Raw genomic sequence first — 17577 nt, forward strand, 5'->3', positions numbered from 1 at the left:
CTGATTGAGGAAGCCAAGAATAAACTCATGGTAGCAAACGGTGGAAGCAAAATACCTTTTGAGAATCCCGGAGATTCACAACTGCTTGAAAATAAATGGAGCCGGCGAGTGGGATTGAACCACCGACCTGCTGATTACGAATCAGCTGCTCTACCACTGAGCTACGCCGGCTTGATAAGAGAGGAAGTGTATCATAAAAAATGCGTGAGGAAAAGAGGGGGACGGATCCGCGTCACTCGCGGCCGATCTTGACGTCCTTGACGACGGCGCCTTTCGGGCCGAAGGGCGGGAGGTCTTTTCCGTTGAACTGGATCTTCACCCCGCCCGCGTTCCCGAAGCTGACCAGGAAATAATCCGACGCCCTCCAGATGACCTTCTGGCCGGGCTGAAGGAAGACTTCCTTGGTATCGCCGCCGTCGATCCGTGCCGAAACCCAGCTCGACTCCACGGCCTCGACCACCAGGACGAGGTCTCCCGCCGGGGCGGAGGATACGACCGGCGGGGAAGTCGCGGGAGGAACGGGGCGCGCGGCCGGAGCGGAGGGCGCTTGCGGCGCGGGAGGCGCCCCGGGCGGGTTTACGGCCAAGGGCATTTTTTCAACCGGAGGCTTTCCGATCGTCCCGGGGGAGCTTGGAGACGAAAGCAGTTTGGGAATCACGGGGGCCTTGGGCGCCCCGGCCGGTGAAGATTCGGGGGGGATCGGAACGCCGGCCGGCTTCGACACGGCCTCATTGAGTGCGGGTTTGTTGACGGCCGGCTCGGTCAGATCCGGAGGCGGTTCCGACGGGCTCGGCGTCTCCGGGACGGGCGAGGACGGCGCACGGGAACCGGACCCTTCCTCCTTATCGGTCGAACGCCGGGCGTTCATGCTGTAGACCGTCAGGATCGCCAGGCCCAGCACGACCACGACCGCCATCTGGGCGACGCGGCCCTGAAGCTTTCTCCGGCTGTTCTGGAGCTCCTGCGTTTGTTCGGAGTGCCGCTGGGTCTCGTCCCGCTGTTGAAAGAAGGCCTGTGCCGACTGGGAAAACCGGCCCATCGTGTCCTCGTCGTCCAGGCCCAGACAGCGACCATAGGCCCGGACGAAGCCCCGGGCGAAAACTTCGCCCGGAAATTTCTCCAGGCGGTTCTCCTCCAGCGCCTGGATATGGTCCGGGCTGATCCGGGTCAACCGGGCCACCTCCCCGACCGAAAGCCCGTGTTCCTCGCGTATTCTTCGCAGGTATTCCCCGATGGATTCCATGGCGCTTCCCCCCCGGCTTAACGGATCAGCTCAAGGCTCTGTTTCGCTTTTTTCGCCAGTTCGCTGTCCGGCGCGAGGCGGATCACGTGTTGAAACTCCTGCTTGGCCAGGGGGTTGGAACCGGTCTTGAAATAGGCCTGTCCGAGAAAATAGTGCACCTCGGTATAGTCCGGTGCGATCTTCAACGCCCCGTTGAAGGCGTCCACGGCCTCCTGATACTGCCCGTCCTTGTAATAGGCCTGACCCAGGCCGTTATAGACCAGCGCATTGAAGAGCGGATCGTCCGGCGGAGGCGGCAGGCTCAGCGCCTCCTTGAACTCCTTGATGGCGTCCTTGTATTCGTTCGTATTCAGATAGACCATGGCCAGGTTGCGGTGGGGATATTGCGGCGTCATGTATTGCGGGTTCTCCAGGGCCTTTCGATACTCGGCCACCGCCTTTTCCCTTTCGTTCAGCCGTTCGTACACCGTCCCGAGATAATTATGGGCCTCGGAAAAATTCGGATCGGCACGGACCGCCCTGATGAAGGCTTCCTTGGACTCTTCGAATTTGCCCTGGGTGAAATAGATATGCCCCAGAGCGTACTGGGAATCCCGGTCCTCCGGATTCAATTCGATCGCCTTCTGGAATTCGACGAAGGCCGCCTGCGGCTGATTTTCATTCAAATAGGAGAGGCCCACCTTATAATGGGCCTGGGCGCCCTTCTCCCGCTGGGAATTGGACATCCCCGAGCAGCCGGACAAGGACAGACCGGCCAGGACGGCGAACGCCACGAATCGTCGCGTTTTAAACCGAAAGATTCCTCTCATGGATCCCATCGTTAAATACCTCGGTGGCGAAATCACGTAACGTGACGGTTCCGGACGCCTCAGAGCGCTTTCAGATCTTCAAAAGAAGTCAGCCGTCCGAACTCCCGGTAGCGGTCGTCGATCTCCCTCCGGGTCAATCCGCGCAGACGGTCCAGGCTGAAGGACTCGACGTTGAACGACGCCATCACGCTGCCGAAGATGACCGCCCGTCGTATCCCGGCCTCGCTGAGATCCCCGCTCTGGGTCAAATAGCCCATAAAACCGCCGGCGAAGCTGTCCCCCGCCCCGGTCGGGTCGAAGACCGCTTCGAGCGGATAGGCCGGGGCCGCAAACACCGTCTTTTCATTGAACATCAGCACGCCGTACTCGCCCCGTTTGATGATCAGCGTCTTCGGGCCGCGGGACAGGATCGCCTTCGCCGCCTTGACGAGATTCGCCTCGCCCGCCAACTCCCGGGCCTCCCCGTCGTTGATGATCACGATATCGACCCGCTCGAGCGTGCGCTCCAGTTCCTCCCGTTTTCCCCCGATCCAAAAATTCATGGTGTCGCAGGCCACCAGGCGCGGTTTTTCGACCTGGCGCAGGACCTCGCGCTGCAGGACCGGATCGATGTTTCCCAGGAAGATCATTTCGGACGCCCGATAGGGCGAGGGAAGAACGGGCTGAAATCGCTCCAGCACGTTCAACCGGGTTTCCAGCGTTCGCGCCTCGTTGAGCTGAAACCCGTACTCTCCCCGCCACCGGAAGGTTTCCCCCTCCAAGGTCTGGAGACCGGTCAGATCGATCTCCTTCGTCTTAAGGAAGCGGAGATGGTCCTCCGGAAAATCCCGACCGACGACCGCGACCAGGCGGACCCGCGTGAAATAACTGGCGGCCGTCGCGAAATACGTCGCCGAGCCTCCGAGGACTTCCCGGGCCTCGCCGAAGGGGGTTTTCACCGAATCCAGCGCGACCGTTCCCACCACCAGCAGGCTCATTTAAATCCCGATTTTTTCATGGAGGACTTGAGATAATCTCCCAGGATCAGCTTCAGGTTTTCCTTGGTTTTTTTCGGAATCAATGCAGGCGGCGTCATCACGGCGTTCTTCAGCGCAAAACCGCAGGGGCAGCGTCGGGCTGCGGGAATATCGGGAACGGCCGCGCGGATGATTTGCTGGGACAGGACCACATTTTTTTTCAAGGTCTCGATCACGGCCTCGACCGTGACGGCTTCCATGCTTTCATGCCAGCAGTCGTAATCCGTCACCAAGGCGAGCGTAGCATAACAGATTTCGGCCTCGCGCGCAAGCCTGGCCTCGGTCGCATTGGTCATCCCGATCACGTCCACGCCCCACCGCCGGTAGATCAGCGATTCGCCCCGCGTCGAGAACTGGGGGCCCTCGATGCAGAAGTAGACCCCGCCGTCGTGCAGAACGGCCCCCCGGCTCCGTCCGGCCTTGAGAAGGACGGCCCGCATCTCGGAGCAGACCGGATCGGCGAACGCGACATGGGCCACGACCCCGTTGCCGAAGAAGGTGCCGATCCGCCGCTTGGTGTGATCGTAGAACTGGTCGGGTAGGACGACCTGGCCCGGAGCGATCGACTCCTTCATGCTCCCGACCGCGCTGACCGAGATGATCCGCCGGACGCCCAGTTTTTTCATCCCCCAGATGTTGGCCCGGAAATTGATCTCGCCCGGGAGGATGCGATGGCCGCGCCCGTGCCGCGTCAGAAAAGCCACCCGCCGCCCTTCGAGATTTCCCGTCATGAAGACATCCGAGGGCGGCCCGAACGGCGTCTTGAGCCGAACCTCTTTCTTAGCGGTCAGGCCCTCCATCTCGTACAGGCCGCTCCCGCCGATGATCCCGATCTCGATTTCACGCATCATCGCCCCCTTTCGGACTTGATGAATCACACCCTTACAACGGCTTGCAATCTGATCTGTTCCCCGACGGCAGCCTCTACCTTTTCATACGTTTCCCCGTCGCCGTCCGCTTCGGACAGGTCGATCCACCGGATGGACGGATCCGCGTTAAACCAGGTGAACTGCCGTTTCGCGTACCGTTTGGTGTCGCGCTTGAGGCGCCGGACCGCCTCGTCCCGATCGTATTCCCCGTTGAGATATCCCGCGATCTGACGGTAGCCCAGCCCTTTCATCGACGGGAGATCCGCCGAATAGCCCCTCCCGATCAGTCCCCGGACCTCCTCGATCAGTCCGTCGGCCATCATCCGATCCACGCGCGACTCGATCCGCCGGTAGAGGTCGGGGCGGGGCCTTCTCAGACCGATCTGCACCGCCTCGTACGGCCGCTCGGAGAACCGATGCTCTCGGTGAAAATCGGACAGCGGGCGGCCCGTCTTCTCGTACACCTCGATGGCGCGCACGATTTTCGACCGGTCCTGCGGCCGAATCGCCCGGGCCGACTCCGGATCGATTTCCGATAGCCTCCGGTGCAGATGGCCCGCGCCGTGCCGCCGCTCGGCATCGTAAAGCCGCTCCCGCAGCGGTCCGTCCGCCGCCGGGCCCTCCCACAAGCCGCGCAGAAGCAGTTTCACGTAAAGGCCCGTCCCGCCCACAACGATCGGGATTTTTCCTTCCCGCTTTATCCGTTCGATTTCGGCCGCGGCTAGGGTCCTAAACCGTCCCGCGCTGAAGGAGCGGTCGGGGTCCACGAGATCGATCAGGTGATGGACGACGCCGGCTCGTTCCTCCGGTCCGGGCTTGGCCGTCCCGATGTCCATGCCGCGGTAGACCATCCGGGAATCGGCGCTGATGATCTCGGAACGAAGCTTGAGCGCCAGCCGGATCGCCGCGGCGCTTTTCCCGGTCGCCGTCGGCCCGACCAGGACGATCAGGGGGTTCTTTATAATAGGGGCTCGCGTCGCCCCCTCCACTGGCCGAGCCAGATGGAGCCTCCCCTTCTCGCTCGCGTTGCTCGCTGGGAAAATCATCTTCGCTGAAATAACTTTTCCAAATCGGCCAATTTGAACCGGACGCGGATCGGGCGGCCGTGGGGACAAGTGGGCGGAACCTCCTGGCGGTAGAGATCCTCCAGCAGTCGGGTCATCTGTTCCGGCTGCAACGGTTGATGGGCCTTGATCGCCGCGTGGCAGGCCATCGACGCGACGACCGTCTGAAGCGTGTCTTCCGGGGCCGGCGTTCCCCCGGCGCCCACATCGTCGAGGATATCCCTCATCAGGGTACGGCCGTCGACCGTCCCCAGGAGCGCCGGCACGGAACGAATTTGGTAACTCCGCTCGCCGAACTCCTCCACCTCCAGCCCGATCCGGGCGAACAGCGGCAGGATTTCCCGCACCCGCACGGCCTCGGCGGCCGGAAATTCCACGACCTCGGGGATCAGAAGCGGCTGAACCGCCACGCGGGCGGTCCGCTGCTGGGAGAGCAGGCGCTCGTATAAAAGCCGCTCGTGCGCCGCATGCTGGTCGATCAGATGCAGCTCCGTGCCGGAACCCCGTCCGAGGACCGCCACGATGTAGGTCTGATCCACCTGACCGAAAGGCTGGACGCGGATTGGAAGCAAGCCCCCTCCGGGATGGCCCGCCGATGTCCCGGCCTCAAAGGGGGCCTCCGTGGCATCCGGCGGCCGATAGACCGCCAGGGCCTCGCGAACCTCCGTCGCCGAACGGGGCGGGGAAGACGGCCGACCGGTCGACGGCGTCCCGGCGTAACCGATGGTGCGCGGCCGCGTCTCCTCCCCGGAGACCGCGTCCTCTCCCGCGGGCAGTCCCTCGCGCCGGAGCCGCTCCCGCAGCGCGGTTTTCACGAATTGATGGATGGCCTGGGTGTCGCGGAAGCGGACCTCACGCTTGGCCGGATGGACATTGACGTCCACCGCGGCCGGGTCCATCTCGATGAACAGGAGGGCGATCGGATGCCGCCCCTTGGCCAGCAGCGTCCCGTACGCCTCGCTCACGGCATGGGACAGCGACGCGTTCCGCACGGCGCGGCGGTTTAAGAAAAACTCCTGCTGCTCCCGCGTGGCCCGGAAAACACCAGGCCGGGAAACAAGTCCCTTGAGCTTGAGACCGTCCGTCCCGGCCGAGACCTCCAGAAAATCCCGGCCGCCGTCCGCCCCCATCACTTGCGTCGCCCGCTCGATCTCGTCCCGGACGGCGGGGAGATCGAGAAGGACCTGGCCGTTGTGGGTCAGCCGGAAATGGATGCGGAAATGGGGAAGCGCCTGCTGTTGAACGGCATGGACGATGTGGGCCAGCTCGGTCGGATTGGATTTTAAAAACTTTCTCCGCGCCGGCGTATTAAAGAAAAGTTCCTCCACCTCGACGAGGGTTCCGGCCGGGGCCGCCGTTTCTTTCGTCCCGACCCGGGTCCCCCCCCGCACCCCGACCTCGGTTCCGGCCGACCCGCCCCTCGGGGCGGTCACCATCCTCACCCGCGCGACGGCCCCGATGCTCGGGAGGGCTTCCCCGCGAAAACCCATCGTCCGTATCGCCGAGAGATCCGATTCGGTGCGGAGCTTGCTGGTGGCGTGACGTTCGAAGGACCGGAGGGCGTCCTCCGGCCCCATCCCTTCGCCGTCGTCCGAAACGCGAATCAGGCTTCGCCCGGCGTTTTCCACATCGATGAAGACCCGCGTCGCCCCGGCGTCGATCGCGTTTTCGACCAGCTCCTTGACGACCGAAGCGGGACGCTCCACGATCTCGCCCGCGGCGATCTTGTTGCACACGTTTTCGGGAAGAATATGAATCCGCATAGTGAGCGCCATTCCCGCCTTCGCCCGAGGCGGACGAGGCGGGGTCAGCGAACGAATTTAAATCGGGACTTTCTCCGCCCGGATCGAAGAACCCGGGGCCGTGAAGCCGGTGTTTTTCAAACTCGGGCCTGTCGGTCCGGCACAGGGGGCGGTCACCGCGCCACGGAAAGGCCCGTTTATTTCAAATCGGCCAGCTTGTTCTTGGCCAGTTTTCCTTCGTTGGAAAGCGGGTAATTCTCGACCACCTTTTTGAGATAGGTCCTCGCCTTGGTCTTGTCCCCGATCTCGATGCAGGCATAGCCCGCTTTCAAAAGCGCCCCGGGCACCTTGTCGCTTTTCGGATAATCGGCGACCACCTTGTCGAAGGCCTCGATCGACTTCAGATAATCCTTCTTGCCGTAGTACGATTCCCCGATCCAGTACTGGGCGTTCGGGGCCAGGCTGGTCGCCTTGAACTGGGTCAGAAAGCTTTGGAACCCCAGCAGCGAGAGGTCGTAGTTGCCCTTGAGGTAGTCGTTGTAAGCCAGTCCGTAGGCCTCCGAAGGGGACATCCCCGTCGCCGTGTCTTTTTCGGTCGGTCGGCCGGGAAGAACGACCGTTTGATCGGGCGGAGCCGCCCCCGGAGGCCCCTTCCCTCCGGGAGTCCCGGACGCCTTCTGGTCCGGGGTTCCGGCGCCTCCTTTTCCGAGCGTCGGAGAGGCTTTTTCCAGGTCTTCCACCGACTTTTCCAGAACCGCGATCTGGCCGTCCAGCACATCCAGCCGGCTGGTCAGTTCCTTCGAACGGAAGGTCTGATCGTCGATCCTCTGGGAGAGATCGGCCAGGAGATGACTGTTCTCCTCCAGCTTCCCCTGGGCCGCCTGAAGATCCGTCGCGACCTGATCCAGTTTGATGACGATGTCGGCCTGGCTGCGCTGGACCGTCGTGGAACGCTCCTTGAAATAGCTTTCCACCACCCGGAGCCGGTTTTGAATCTCGTCCTGTTCCGCCCGGCTTTTTTCCGCCTCGGTTTGGAGGTCCACCACATCCGCCTGGGTCGCGCACCCGGCGATGCCGATGACGATGACACCGATGGCGAGAATGGCCGCGAAAACCGGGCTGCGTAAGGGCGCACGGCCGCGCGCCCTTACCGGACGGATGGACAAGCCAATCCTAACCTTTCTCATACCTTCTCTCCTGCCTTTTCCCTATTGCGCCACCAAGTGGCCGCGGCGGTTTTTCTGGTAGCAGGTCTCGTCATGCTGCGTGCAGACCGGTCGCTCCTCGCCGTAGCTGATGGTCGACAACCGGCCCTTCTCGATCCCCAGCGTGACCAGGTATTGCATCGTGGCCTTGGCGCGGCGCTCGCCCAGGGCCAGGTTGTACTCGTTGGTCCCCCGTTCATCGCAATGCCCTTCGATCTTGACCCTGGCCTTGGGATTGGCTTTTAGCCAGCGGGCATCGTTTTCCAGCGCCGCGCGCGCGTCGTCCCGGATATTGTACTTGTCGAAATCAAAATAGGCGTCGACCAGACCCTGCGCCGGGACCTCGGCCTCCCGGACCACGGGCGTTTCCTCGACCCTCGGAGCGGGCGCGGGTTCGGGGGGCGTCACTTCCGACGGGGGCGCGGGCTTCTCTTCCTGGACAGGCGCCGCGGCCTTGGTCGTCTCGACCTTCTTCGGGCAAGCCGAGAGTAATAGAACGGTTCCGATTCCACCGATGAGTGCGAGAAAAACGGAAGTGCGGTTATGCATAATTCCTCTCCTTTCGTTGTTGGATGTGCGCATCGAATTCGAAGATTGAAAGGTTGTTCCGCTCTACGGCGACCAGGACGGCCCGTTGTTTTTGGCGCCGCTGAACGTCAGGCGCTCCACATCCATCCCGTCCGCATTCATCATGAAAAGGTCCCCCTCGCTCGCGCGGGTGGAACTGAAAATCAGGTGCCTGCCGTCGGGAGACCAGGTCGGCGATTCGTCCTCGCCGGGACCGTCGGTCAACTGGGCCGTCTTCGACCCGTCGGGCGAGATCGCGCAGACCCGCAGCCGCCCGTCGATACGGCAGGCGTAGGCGATCGCCGTCCCCTTCGGGGACCAGACCGGCGAGGTGTTGTAATCGCCGTCGAACGTGAGCCGCCGGACATTGGTTCCGTCGGCGTTCATCACATAAATCTGCGGGCCGCCCCCGCGATTGGAGGTGAACGCCATCTCGGTCCCGGTGGGAGACCAGGCGGGCGAGAGGTTGTCGCTCTGATCCATCGTCAGCCGGCGCAACCCCTTGCCTTCCTTGTCGACCCAGTAGATCTGCGCCGGCCCGTCCATCGTGCCGGCAAACACCATCCCCTTCCCCGACGGCGACCACGCCGGCGAAATGTTCAGACCGGCATATCCGACCATCTTCCAGAGCCGGCCGCTCATGAGGTCCAGCGTGTAAATGAACGGCGACCCGCCCCGGTAGGAGGTGTACGTAAGCCAGTTCCCGTCGGGCGACCACCTCGGCGAAAGGTTCAGGCTGCGGTCGTTGGTAATTTTCCGGACATTATACCCGTCATAGTCCATCAAATACAACTCCTTGTTTCCGGTCAGCAGGGAAGTAAAGGCCACGCGGGTCTCGGCGATGCCCTTCTCGCCGGTATACTGGGAAACAATTTGATCCGAAAAACGGTGGATGATGGATCGGAGATACTGGGTCTGCCCCAGATACCGCTTGCCCATCACCAACTGACCGGTCTTGCCGTCGTACACCCGTCCCTCCATCACCAGGTCCTCCCCATTTTGGGACAGGGTGATCCAGGCGGCGGCCTGAACGTCCTGCTTCCCGGCCTTTTGAATCACGTCGGCCGTGGGCTCCGCTCCGCCGGCCAATTCCGGAAACGGCGGCGGATGGACCATGCGGAAAATCTGCGAGCGGCGGAGATCGCTTTCGAGGACGGTCCGGATGTCGCTCGTATTCTTCGCCAGGGTCTCCGGAGCGACCACCTGAAGAAGGGCCAGCGGAATTTTCTCGGACTCCGACCGGGTGGCGCTCAGGAAAACCTCCGCCCCCAGGGCCGGACGGACCCCGGCCCACAGGACCATGAACAGGAGCGGCAGAACGGATCGTCGAATTCGCAAGATATCCCCGTGCATCATACGCGGTCAGCTCTTCTTCGTCAGCGCAAAGCGGAAATGGACGGTCATGGAAGGGTCCCGAAACCCCTGGGGAAAAGGCGGCAAGGGATTGGCCAGATAAACCGCCCGAAGGGCGGCCTGATCAAAGTAGGCGTTCCCGGAGCTCTTTTCGATCCTCGGATCCCCGACCTTCCCCGTCGAGAACAAAACAAAACCCACGACGGCCTCGGTGGCATCGGCCGTCGTTTCGAGCGGCGGCGGGGACCAATACAATTCGATCTTCCGTTGGATCATATCCGTATAATACGGGAACTTGAAATCCGGGATCTCGATCTTCGTCTGGAGCTTGGCCGCCGGGGCGATCGCCGAAACATTCTCGGAAGCGGCGGCATTCGGCGCCGCCGGCGCGGTCTCTTTTTGCGGGGCCGCCTCCGGCGATTTCCGGGGAGCTCTGGCCGGGGGCGGAACCGTCGCCGCCGGCTTGATCGCCTTCGGGGGCGGTTGAACCGGCGATTTTTTGGCCGCCGGATTAACCCGCACGGACGGCGGTTTTTGGGCCGGAGGCGGAGGCGCGGCCGGAATCTCCTTGACCGGGGCCGGCGGCGCGGCGGAGGGCTGGGGAAGCGTCACCAGATCTACCTGATACGCATGCGGACTGAAGGGGTGCGTCGACCGGCTGAGGGCGAAGGCCAGAAGAACCGCCGCCACCGTCGCATGGAACAGCGTCGACAGGATCAACATCTTTCGGAAGCCTATGTCCATGTCCTTTTCCATTTCCGACCCCGCCTTCCCTGCGCCTCGTCGCTTCGCAGATCATCGGGGGAAAACCTACCTTTGTCCATCGCGGCGGGTTTCCGCGGCGGGTTCGGTGACCATCCCCAGCCGTTCGATTCCCGCGCGCTTGACCGTATCCATCACCTGGACCACCACCCCGTAGGGCACCTGGCGATCCGCGCGCAGATAAATCGAAACCTGCGGCGACCGTCCCTTCAAGGTCTCCAGGGCCCCCAGCAAGCGATCGAGCGAAACCGCGTCCTTATCCAGAAAGATCTCCCGCTGCTTGTTCACGGTCAGGACGACCCGCTCTTCCGGCGCGATGGTGTTCGTGGCCGTACGGGGCAGATCGATGTCCAGCCCGCGATACAGAAGCGGCGCCGTGACCATGAAGATGACCAGCAGCACCAGGACCACGTCCACCAGCGGAACGACGTTGATTTCGGACATGAGCCGGCGGCCCTGCGTCCCGTTGGTCATTTGGAACCGACCCGCCCCGCGCCGACCTTGTCGGCACCCGCGACCCGCGAGGCCCCGGACGAACCCGCCCGTTCCTCGACGAGGCTCAGGAACTCGGTCGAGAACGTTTCCATCCCGGAGGCCATCACCCGGATCCGGCTGACGTAATAATTGTAGGCGACGACGGCCGGGATGGCTGCGAGGAGGCCGGCCGCGGTGGCCACCAAGGCCTCCGAAACACCCGGGGCCACGGCCGTGATGCTGGCCGTACCCTGACGGCTGATGCCCTGAAAGGCCGAGATGATTCCCAGCACGGTTCCGAAAAGGCCGATGAAGGGGGAGACGTTTCCCGTCGTGGCCAGAAACGAAAGATAGGACTCGAGCCCCCCGACTTGCTCATCCACCGATCGTTTTAAGGTCCGTTCGAGTATTTTCAGACCGGCCGCCCCCCCCGGCCCCTCGACGGCACGCAGATCGTCCCCCGATTTCAAGGCGAAGCCGGGATCAAGGCGCTCCATTCCGGCCAGGAATATCCGGGCGACCGGGGACCGGCGGAATCGCGAGGCGGTTTTTCGAAGCTCGACCAGGTTATCCACCTTCCAGTACAGCGCGAAGAAGCGTTTGTCCTCCGCCGCGGCCTTGCGAAATAAAAAGAATTTCTGGAAGATGATGGCCCACGAAACGAGAGAGAAGATCAGGAGGACGATCAAAACGGCCTGGGTGATGATGCTGGCGGAAAGAACGAGGTCGAAGACGCTGGTATCGATCGAATCCAGAAGCGGCACATTCTCCTCAAAAGCGGCCGCTCCCGGGGAGCGGCGCATGATTATAAGATATAATGACGACGATGAAAATGGCGGGGCCGGCGGGGCTCGAACCCGTGACCTCCGGCGTGACAGGCCGGCGTTCTAACCAGCTGAACTACGGCCCCGACATTAACTTCTTCCTAACGAACGGAGCGATGGCACAATAGAGGATTGGACCGCATTCTCGCCCGTGTTCTTCCAATGATCTGTGACTCCACTGCTCCGATGCTCTGCTTCCCCGAAGAAGAAGCATAGGCGGAAGGCGACTTGAACGCCTGACCTTCCCGGTGTAAGCGGGATGCTCTGCCAACTGAGCTATCCGCCCTTATTATAACTGGGGGCCCGTGCGGCAAAATCGGGAAAGGTCCTCCGATGCCCCCAGACCCCGCGCCTCTCACGGCACAGCCGTGATCCAGATCATTTTATCTGGAGCCAAATTAGTGCGGCATTGCAATAAAAGGACGAGTCGCGTAAAATATTAACAACTTTGCCCTAATTTGTCAACCCAAATGATCGCCCGTTTTTCGACGGAGAGGCGGGTCTCGGGAGAAATATTGAAATGGGTTATGCGCGTTTGGCCGCTTGGATCGTCCTGACCGCGCTGTCGGATTTCGTCCTCGTCGCGTGCGACGCGAAGACGCCGCCGGCCCCTCCCTCCGGGAATCCCGCCGCGGACTCCAAGGGCGCCGTCCCGCAAGAAGAGGCCTGGACGAATTTCACCACCGGCGCGAACGTGAAGGCGATGGCGCTGGAGGGCGATCATCTCTGGATGGGCCTGCCCAATGGGATCATCCGCTACGACACGGGCACGCTCGACAGCCACGAGGTGTTCACGCCCGCCTCCACGCAGGGCGGGCTTTTGAGCAAGGGGATCTACACGCTGAAGGTGGATCGGCAGGGCCTCAAATGGATCGGGACCTACGGCGGCGGGTTGACCCTGTTCGACGGGAAGACCTGGAAGACCTATACCGTCGCGGACGGCCTCGGGGACCAGTGGATCTACGACATCGTGTTCGACGGGGCCCAGGCCTGGATCGCCACCTGGAAGGGCGTCAGCGTCTTCGACGGAAAACGGTTCAAGAACTACACCGAGAAGGACGGCCTGATCGATAAATGGGTCTACGCCATCGCGCTGGACCACGACCACGTGTTCTGGTTCGGCACCGAGTCGGGGGTGAACCGCTTCGACGGAAAAACCTGGTCCGCTTACACGCACAAGGACGGCCTGGGCGCCGACGTTGAGGCGAGGACCCCGGGCGATCCGGTCCCGCCGGCGCCTTCCGAAGCGGCCGTCTCGGGCCTCCCCCCGTCCGAGTCGGCGGACTACGGCTCGACCGGCTCGCCGTCCATGCACCACCACATGGGTCCCGGCAAGAGGAACGTCGGCTCCAACCCGAACTTCGTCATCGCGGCGACGGTGGGGCCCGACAACGCCAAATGGTTCGGGACCTGGGGGACCGGCCTCTCGCGTTTCGATGGAAAGACCTGGACGACCTTCACGAAAAAAGACGGCCTGGGTGGAAATTTCATCCATACGCTGGCCGTGGATTCCGACGGCTTGATCTGGGCCGGCACCAACGGCGGCGCCAGCTGGTACGACGGAAAACGTTGGCGGAACTTTTCCCAGGCCGACGGGCTGGTGGACAACAACGTCTTCTCGATCGTCTTCGACGACAAGGGCGACCGCTGGTTCGGGACCTGGCGGGGACTGAGCCGCCACCATGGAAAATTGCCGTCCTGATCAAAAAGAATGAATCGGGCCCAGGGAATCAAACCGCAACGCTCTTCACAGCGACGCCGTCCCCTTCCCAACGTCAGCCTCTCGCGCGCGCTGTCCAAGCTGGGATTCGCCTCCCGCACGCAGGCCCGCGACCTGATCCGGTCCGGCCGCGTCGCCGTCAACGGAAAAGTGCTCACCAATCCCGAGGTCCGGGTCCATCCCGAGCGCGAAATCATCGCCGTGGACGGGAAGACGGTCGCCCGCGGACGGCGCCTATATATAATGATGCACAAACCGAGCGGTTACGTCACGACCCGCTCGGACGAGCGCGGCCGATCCACCGTCTACGATCTGCTCAAGGACCGGGACCGCTGGCTCTTCCCGGTCGGCCGGCTCGACCGGGACAGCCGCGGGCTTCTCCTCTTCACCAACGACACGAAATGGGCCGACGCGCTGATGGACCCGGCCTCGAAGGTCGCAAAGACCTACGAGCTTCGGCTCGACCGCGAGATGGAGGATCGGGACATGGACGGTTTTCGTGCCGGCGTGACTCTCGATGACGGCGAACGGACGCGTCCGGCGAAGATCCGGCGGCTCGACCGCGCGGACGGCCCGTGGGTCGAGGCCGCGATCACGGAGGGCAAAAACCGCCAGCTACGACGGATGATGGCCGCGCTCGGATACGACGTGAAGGCCCTCGTCCGGACCCGGATCGGACCGCTTTCACTCGAGGGTCTGAAAGAAGGTTCGATCCGTCCGCTGACCGATCGGGAAGTCCAGTCACTAAAACTCACCTGAACGCCCGTTCATGCAGCCATATTGAGGCCCTTATTTCTCCCCGTCAGCCTATGCAACCGGCGATCCTCGGGTTGCCGGATACCCCGGTCTGATCTATACTGAAGTTGAGATGCGCTCCGGACCCGGAATATCCATTGTCCCAACGATATGATCGCCCCCAACCCAAAACTTGTCGAAAATCTAAAGACCTCATTAGCCCAAGGAAAGTCAAAAGAGGATATTTATAAAGAACTCCTTGCCCAGGGATGGACGATTGAGGCGATCCAGGAAAGTTTTAATTCAATCGACGTCGACCGGGAAAAAGAAGATACATCAAAAAACTTCATCCATACAGTTGTAATTATTGCTGCCTACCTTGTGGGGGCGGGTATTTTTTCCTTCATAGCGGCAAATTGGCCGGCGATGCCCCGACCCATGAAAATTTCGACCATTCTTGTCTCAATGATCGTGTCTTACACCACGGGGTGGTTTCTGAAAGAAAAACTAAACTTCCCCAAAACCGGGCTGGGGTTGTTCCTGCTTGGCAACATCATTTACGGAGCGGGGATATTTTTAGTCGCACAAATGTTTAATATCCGGGCCAACTGGCCCGATGGTTTTATATTATGGATGATCGGCACGATTGCGATGGCCTTTGCGGTCGAGGTCTATTCATTATTCTATCTGGCCATTCTACTAGGCATCATCGCATTAGTCGGACAACCCTCTCGAATTTATTTTGGCTTTGGATATTTCCTTCTCACCTCTTCCGTCTTGCTTCTTGTCGCAACCCTGATCACCTTTGTGACCGGATTCCTCGTTCGCAAGAAAATGCCGCCGGAGCTTAACGAATTCTACTAGATCATTATGTTTTACTATCTACTTATCATCATTGTAGCATTGGTTCTCAGCTTGTGGCCGGTTTGGCTCGTTCTTGGAATATTTTATCGGCTTCGAAAAAAGAAATCGGCCGGTCCGGCCTCCGATAAAACATGGTATCTGCAGATCGCGCTTTCAAAGGAAGATGCCGTAGGCCAACTCTTCCTGGTCCTGTCTTTTTTCTTTCTTGGTTTAACATTGCTCGCTTTAAATAGAGATTTGGGCCATCCGGTTTCATGGCGGACGATTTTATTGGTTGCCTCTGTTGCCGGTTTGGTCAATGCCTATTTTTTGAAAGTACACTACTCGCTCGCCGTCGGCCTTGTCGGATTTAGTTGTTGGTGGGGGGCGCAGGCCGCGGAATGGATTCAAGGAAAGGGCATTCAACCTTCCGCGGGAATCGCCGGATGGGCTTTCGTCGTGTTAATATTTTACGCCTTGGGACGTCTCCATGAAAATGAGAGGCGGTGGAGACGATTCGTTCTGGTGTATTTGGTTCTGGGGATTTTCCCGATGACCGTTGCATTATTCATTTTCTCCACAAAAACCGGCCTCGATATTCTCGGAGAAATGACCAAGGGCGCTCCGTTCCTGGACTCGCTGCAGATCACATTATCTCTCCTCTTATTGTCAATTTTTCTTGCCGGGGTGATGCTGTATGCCATCGGCAATAAATTAATATCCCCGTTTGAGTTTTTCGCGGTCTTGATTCTTACAGTTTTATTCGGTGCGATGGCTCTACTTCCGCAACAAACCATGTTTCCTCAAGCGCCTTCTTCCTATTTTACCAATGGGGGTTCAGAATTATCGAGCCGCGGGGTTTTATGGGCCTTGATATTTAATCTTGTGACATTCCTTGAGATTATCGGATTGATTTTTTTGGGATATGTCCGACGAGAAATTTGGTTGATAAACCTGGGCACGATTTTTATGGTTCTTCTTATCTTCTTTAAATATCTCGATTGGTCCTACCCTTTTCTCGACAAAAGCATCTTCTTCATCGTGGCGGGATTGCTTCTGTTTGCCGTGGGGTGGTTTATGGAAAAAGGGAGGCGTTACATGATTTCAAATATCAAGGGACAAACGCAACAGGTATCGAAATAATACAGATCATCGGATGACAAAACAGACAAAATTTATTTTGGCGATAACCCTCCAAGCCGTAATAATTTTTGGCATCATTATTTATAAAATCTCCATCCTCGCCGCCGGGACGGAGATTTTATTGAAAATCGTACCGGCGGATCCGCGAGATGTGTTGCGCGGGGATTTTGCCACATTTCAATACAGCGCCATATCTCATCTTGATGAATATGTTCTCAACGGGCAACCATTTGGAAATGGCGATACCGTTTACGTGGTCCTTCGGCAAATTGGAACGTATTGGTCCCCCCAAAAAGTTCAAAAGAACAGACCATCGGACGAAGCGATATTTCTCAAAGGCAAGGTGGAAAGCGGGGGGACTGAAACCGGTTCGAGTCTTTTACCCCGTCGACGATTCGGGGATTCTCGTCTTCATGTGGTCTACGGCATCGAGGATTATTTTATTCCCGAAGGAAAAGGACAAGGGGTTCGTTTACAAAACAAAGAGGCCGCCGCGTTGGTCGTCGTGGATGAAAACGGCGACGCTTTTCTCGAACAGGTTTATGTAGACGATAAAACTTGGCCATGAATCTTTCCGCAAACAACTGGACACCTCTGCGCGCCGACCTGACCCCGTCCGTCGCCGGGAGGCCGCGGACCCGAAATTCCTCCTTTACATCGATGGCGCGCTTGTGGTATTTATACATCCCATGCGTTCACTGTTTCGATCGATCGCGGCCGCGTGGCTCCTCCTCGGCATGATCGCGGGATCCGTTGAATTTTCACCGGCACGGGCCGAGGAAACCAAGGCTTTTGTCCCCCCCGGCAAAGAGGTTCCCAGCCTCGGAAACAATCACATCCAGTCCCCCGGCGATCCTCACATTCCCTACAACAGCGTTCCGCCCACCTCCGGTCCCCACCTTCCCTACATCGCGAAGTGGGGCGTTTCGAAGACGCCGATCGCCGACGAGCTTCAGGTGCACAACCTGGAGGACGGCGGCGTGATGATTCAATACAACTGCCAGGACTGCGACGTCCTGGTGGCCCTGCTTGAAAAATTCGCGGTGAAATACAACAAGGTGATCGTCGCGCCGTATCCCAAGATGAAGACGCCCATCGCGCTGACGGCCTGGGGCCGGATCGACACGATGGACCAGCCCGACGAGGCCCGCATCGAGCGGTTCATCAAGGCCTACATGGGCATCGATCATCACGTCAGAGAATAGGAG

General features: G+C 60.2%; 18 protein-coding genes and 3 tRNA genes. 6 read left to right on the forward strand and 15 right to left on the reverse strand.

The window, feature by feature from the left end:
• Window positions 1-96 precede the first annotated feature (96 nt).
• From VMN77_03210 to VMN77_03280, 15 genes are all read right to left on the reverse strand, one after another.
• A tRNA-Thr gene (locus VMN77_03210) sits at window positions 97-171 on the reverse strand.
• 61 nt (window positions 172-232) lie between these two features.
• A complete protein-coding gene (locus VMN77_03215) occupies window positions 233-1243 on the reverse strand; it encodes a RodZ domain-containing protein (GenBank protein ID HTN42787.1) in 1011 nt (336 codons plus the stop codon).
• A 17-nt stretch (window positions 1244-1260) separates the two neighbouring features.
• Window positions 1261-2052: a tetratricopeptide repeat protein gene (locus VMN77_03220; protein HTN42788.1), complete on the reverse strand. Its 792-nt coding sequence runs from the start codon at window positions 2050-2052 to the stop codon at window positions 1261-1263.
• Between the two features lie 59 nt (window positions 2053-2111).
• On the reverse strand, window positions 2112-3029 hold the full coding sequence (locus tag VMN77_03225) for a PfkB family carbohydrate kinase (GenBank protein ID HTN42789.1): 918 nt from the start codon (window positions 3027-3029) through the stop codon (window positions 2112-2114).
• Entirely contained in the window at window positions 3026-3919 is an 894-nt protein-coding gene (gene mtnP, locus VMN77_03230) for an S-methyl-5'-thioadenosine phosphorylase (protein HTN42790.1), read from the reverse strand. Before mtnP ends, VMN77_03225 begins: the two co-directional genes overlap by 4 nt.
• A gap of 23 nt (window positions 3920-3942) precedes the next feature.
• A complete protein-coding gene (miaA, locus tag VMN77_03235) occupies window positions 3943-4983 on the reverse strand; it encodes a tRNA (adenosine(37)-N6)-dimethylallyltransferase MiaA (protein HTN42791.1) in 1041 nt (346 codons plus the stop codon).
• Window positions 4980-6776, reverse strand: a complete 1797-nt coding sequence (gene mutL / locus VMN77_03240; protein ID HTN42792.1) for a DNA mismatch repair endonuclease MutL — start codon at window positions 6774-6776, stop codon at window positions 4980-4982. Before mutL ends, miaA begins: the two co-directional genes overlap by 4 nt.
• Before the next feature lie 164 nt (window positions 6777-6940).
• On the reverse strand, window positions 6941-7930 hold the full coding sequence (ybgF, locus tag VMN77_03245) for a tol-pal system protein YbgF (protein ID HTN42793.1): 990 nt from the start codon (window positions 7928-7930) through the stop codon (window positions 6941-6943).
• Between the two features lie 21 nt (window positions 7931-7951).
• On the reverse strand, window positions 7952-8497 hold the full coding sequence (gene pal, locus VMN77_03250) for a peptidoglycan-associated lipoprotein Pal (protein ID HTN42794.1): 546 nt from the start codon (window positions 8495-8497) through the stop codon (window positions 7952-7954).
• A 63-nt stretch (window positions 8498-8560) separates the two neighbouring features.
• The gene (gene tolB / locus VMN77_03255; protein ID HTN42795.1) at window positions 8561-9853 is read right to left on the reverse strand and encodes a Tol-Pal system beta propeller repeat protein TolB; all 1293 of its coding nucleotides are present in this window, start codon (window positions 9851-9853) and stop codon (window positions 8561-8563) included.
• Window positions 9854-9877: 24 nt separating this feature from the next.
• The gene (locus tag VMN77_03260; protein HTN42796.1) at window positions 9878-10612 is read right to left on the reverse strand and encodes an energy transducer TonB; all 735 of its coding nucleotides are present in this window, start codon (window positions 10610-10612) and stop codon (window positions 9878-9880) included.
• 66 nt (window positions 10613-10678) lie between these two features.
• Window positions 10679-11104 carry a biopolymer transporter ExbD gene (locus tag VMN77_03265; GenBank protein HTN42797.1) on the reverse strand — a complete coding sequence of 142 codons (426 nt, stop codon included), beginning with the start codon at window positions 11102-11104 and terminating at the stop codon, window positions 10679-10681.
• Complete coding sequence (locus VMN77_03270) at window positions 11101-11907, reverse strand: MotA/TolQ/ExbB proton channel family protein (GenBank protein ID HTN42798.1); 807 nt, start codon at window positions 11905-11907, stop codon at window positions 11101-11103. The genes VMN77_03265 and VMN77_03270 overlap by 4 nt, the downstream gene beginning before the upstream one ends.
• Window positions 11908-11937: 30 nt before the next feature.
• A tRNA-Asp gene (locus VMN77_03275) sits at window positions 11938-12014 on the reverse strand.
• 127 nt (window positions 12015-12141) lie between these two features.
• Window positions 12142-12214 (reverse strand) — tRNA-Val (locus VMN77_03280).
• A gap of 234 nt (window positions 12215-12448) precedes the next feature.
• Between VMN77_03280 and VMN77_03285 the strand changes: the two genes are divergently transcribed.
• From VMN77_03285 to VMN77_03310, 6 genes are all read left to right on the forward strand, one after another.
• Window positions 12449-13630, forward strand: a complete 1182-nt coding sequence (locus tag VMN77_03285; GenBank protein ID HTN42799.1) for a two-component regulator propeller domain-containing protein — start codon at window positions 12449-12451, stop codon at window positions 13628-13630.
• 9 nt (window positions 13631-13639) lie between these two features.
• Window positions 13640-14407, forward strand: coding sequence for a pseudouridine synthase (locus tag VMN77_03290; protein HTN42800.1), 768 nt, complete (start codon window positions 13640-13642; stop codon window positions 14405-14407).
• A gap of 147 nt (window positions 14408-14554) precedes the next feature.
• Window positions 14555-15247, forward strand: a complete 693-nt coding sequence (locus VMN77_03295) for a DUF2157 domain-containing protein (protein HTN42801.1) — start codon at window positions 14555-14557, stop codon at window positions 15245-15247.
• A gap of 6 nt (window positions 15248-15253) precedes the next feature.
• On the forward strand, window positions 15254-16369 hold the full coding sequence (locus VMN77_03300; GenBank protein HTN42802.1) for a hypothetical protein: 1116 nt from the start codon (window positions 15254-15256) through the stop codon (window positions 16367-16369).
• 13 nt (window positions 16370-16382) lie between these two features.
• Window positions 16383-16937, forward strand: coding sequence for a GDYXXLXY domain-containing protein (locus VMN77_03305; GenBank protein ID HTN42803.1), 555 nt, complete (start codon window positions 16383-16385; stop codon window positions 16935-16937).
• 121 nt (window positions 16938-17058) lie between these two features.
• Window positions 17059-17574, forward strand: a complete 516-nt coding sequence (locus VMN77_03310; protein HTN42804.1) for a DUF3105 domain-containing protein — start codon at window positions 17059-17061, stop codon at window positions 17572-17574.
• Window positions 17575-17577: the final 3 nt, after the last annotated feature.

Source organism: Nitrospiria bacterium, assembly GCA_035498035.1.
GTDB lineage: Bacteria > Nitrospirota > Nitrospiria > JACQBZ01 > JACQBZ01 > JACQBZ01.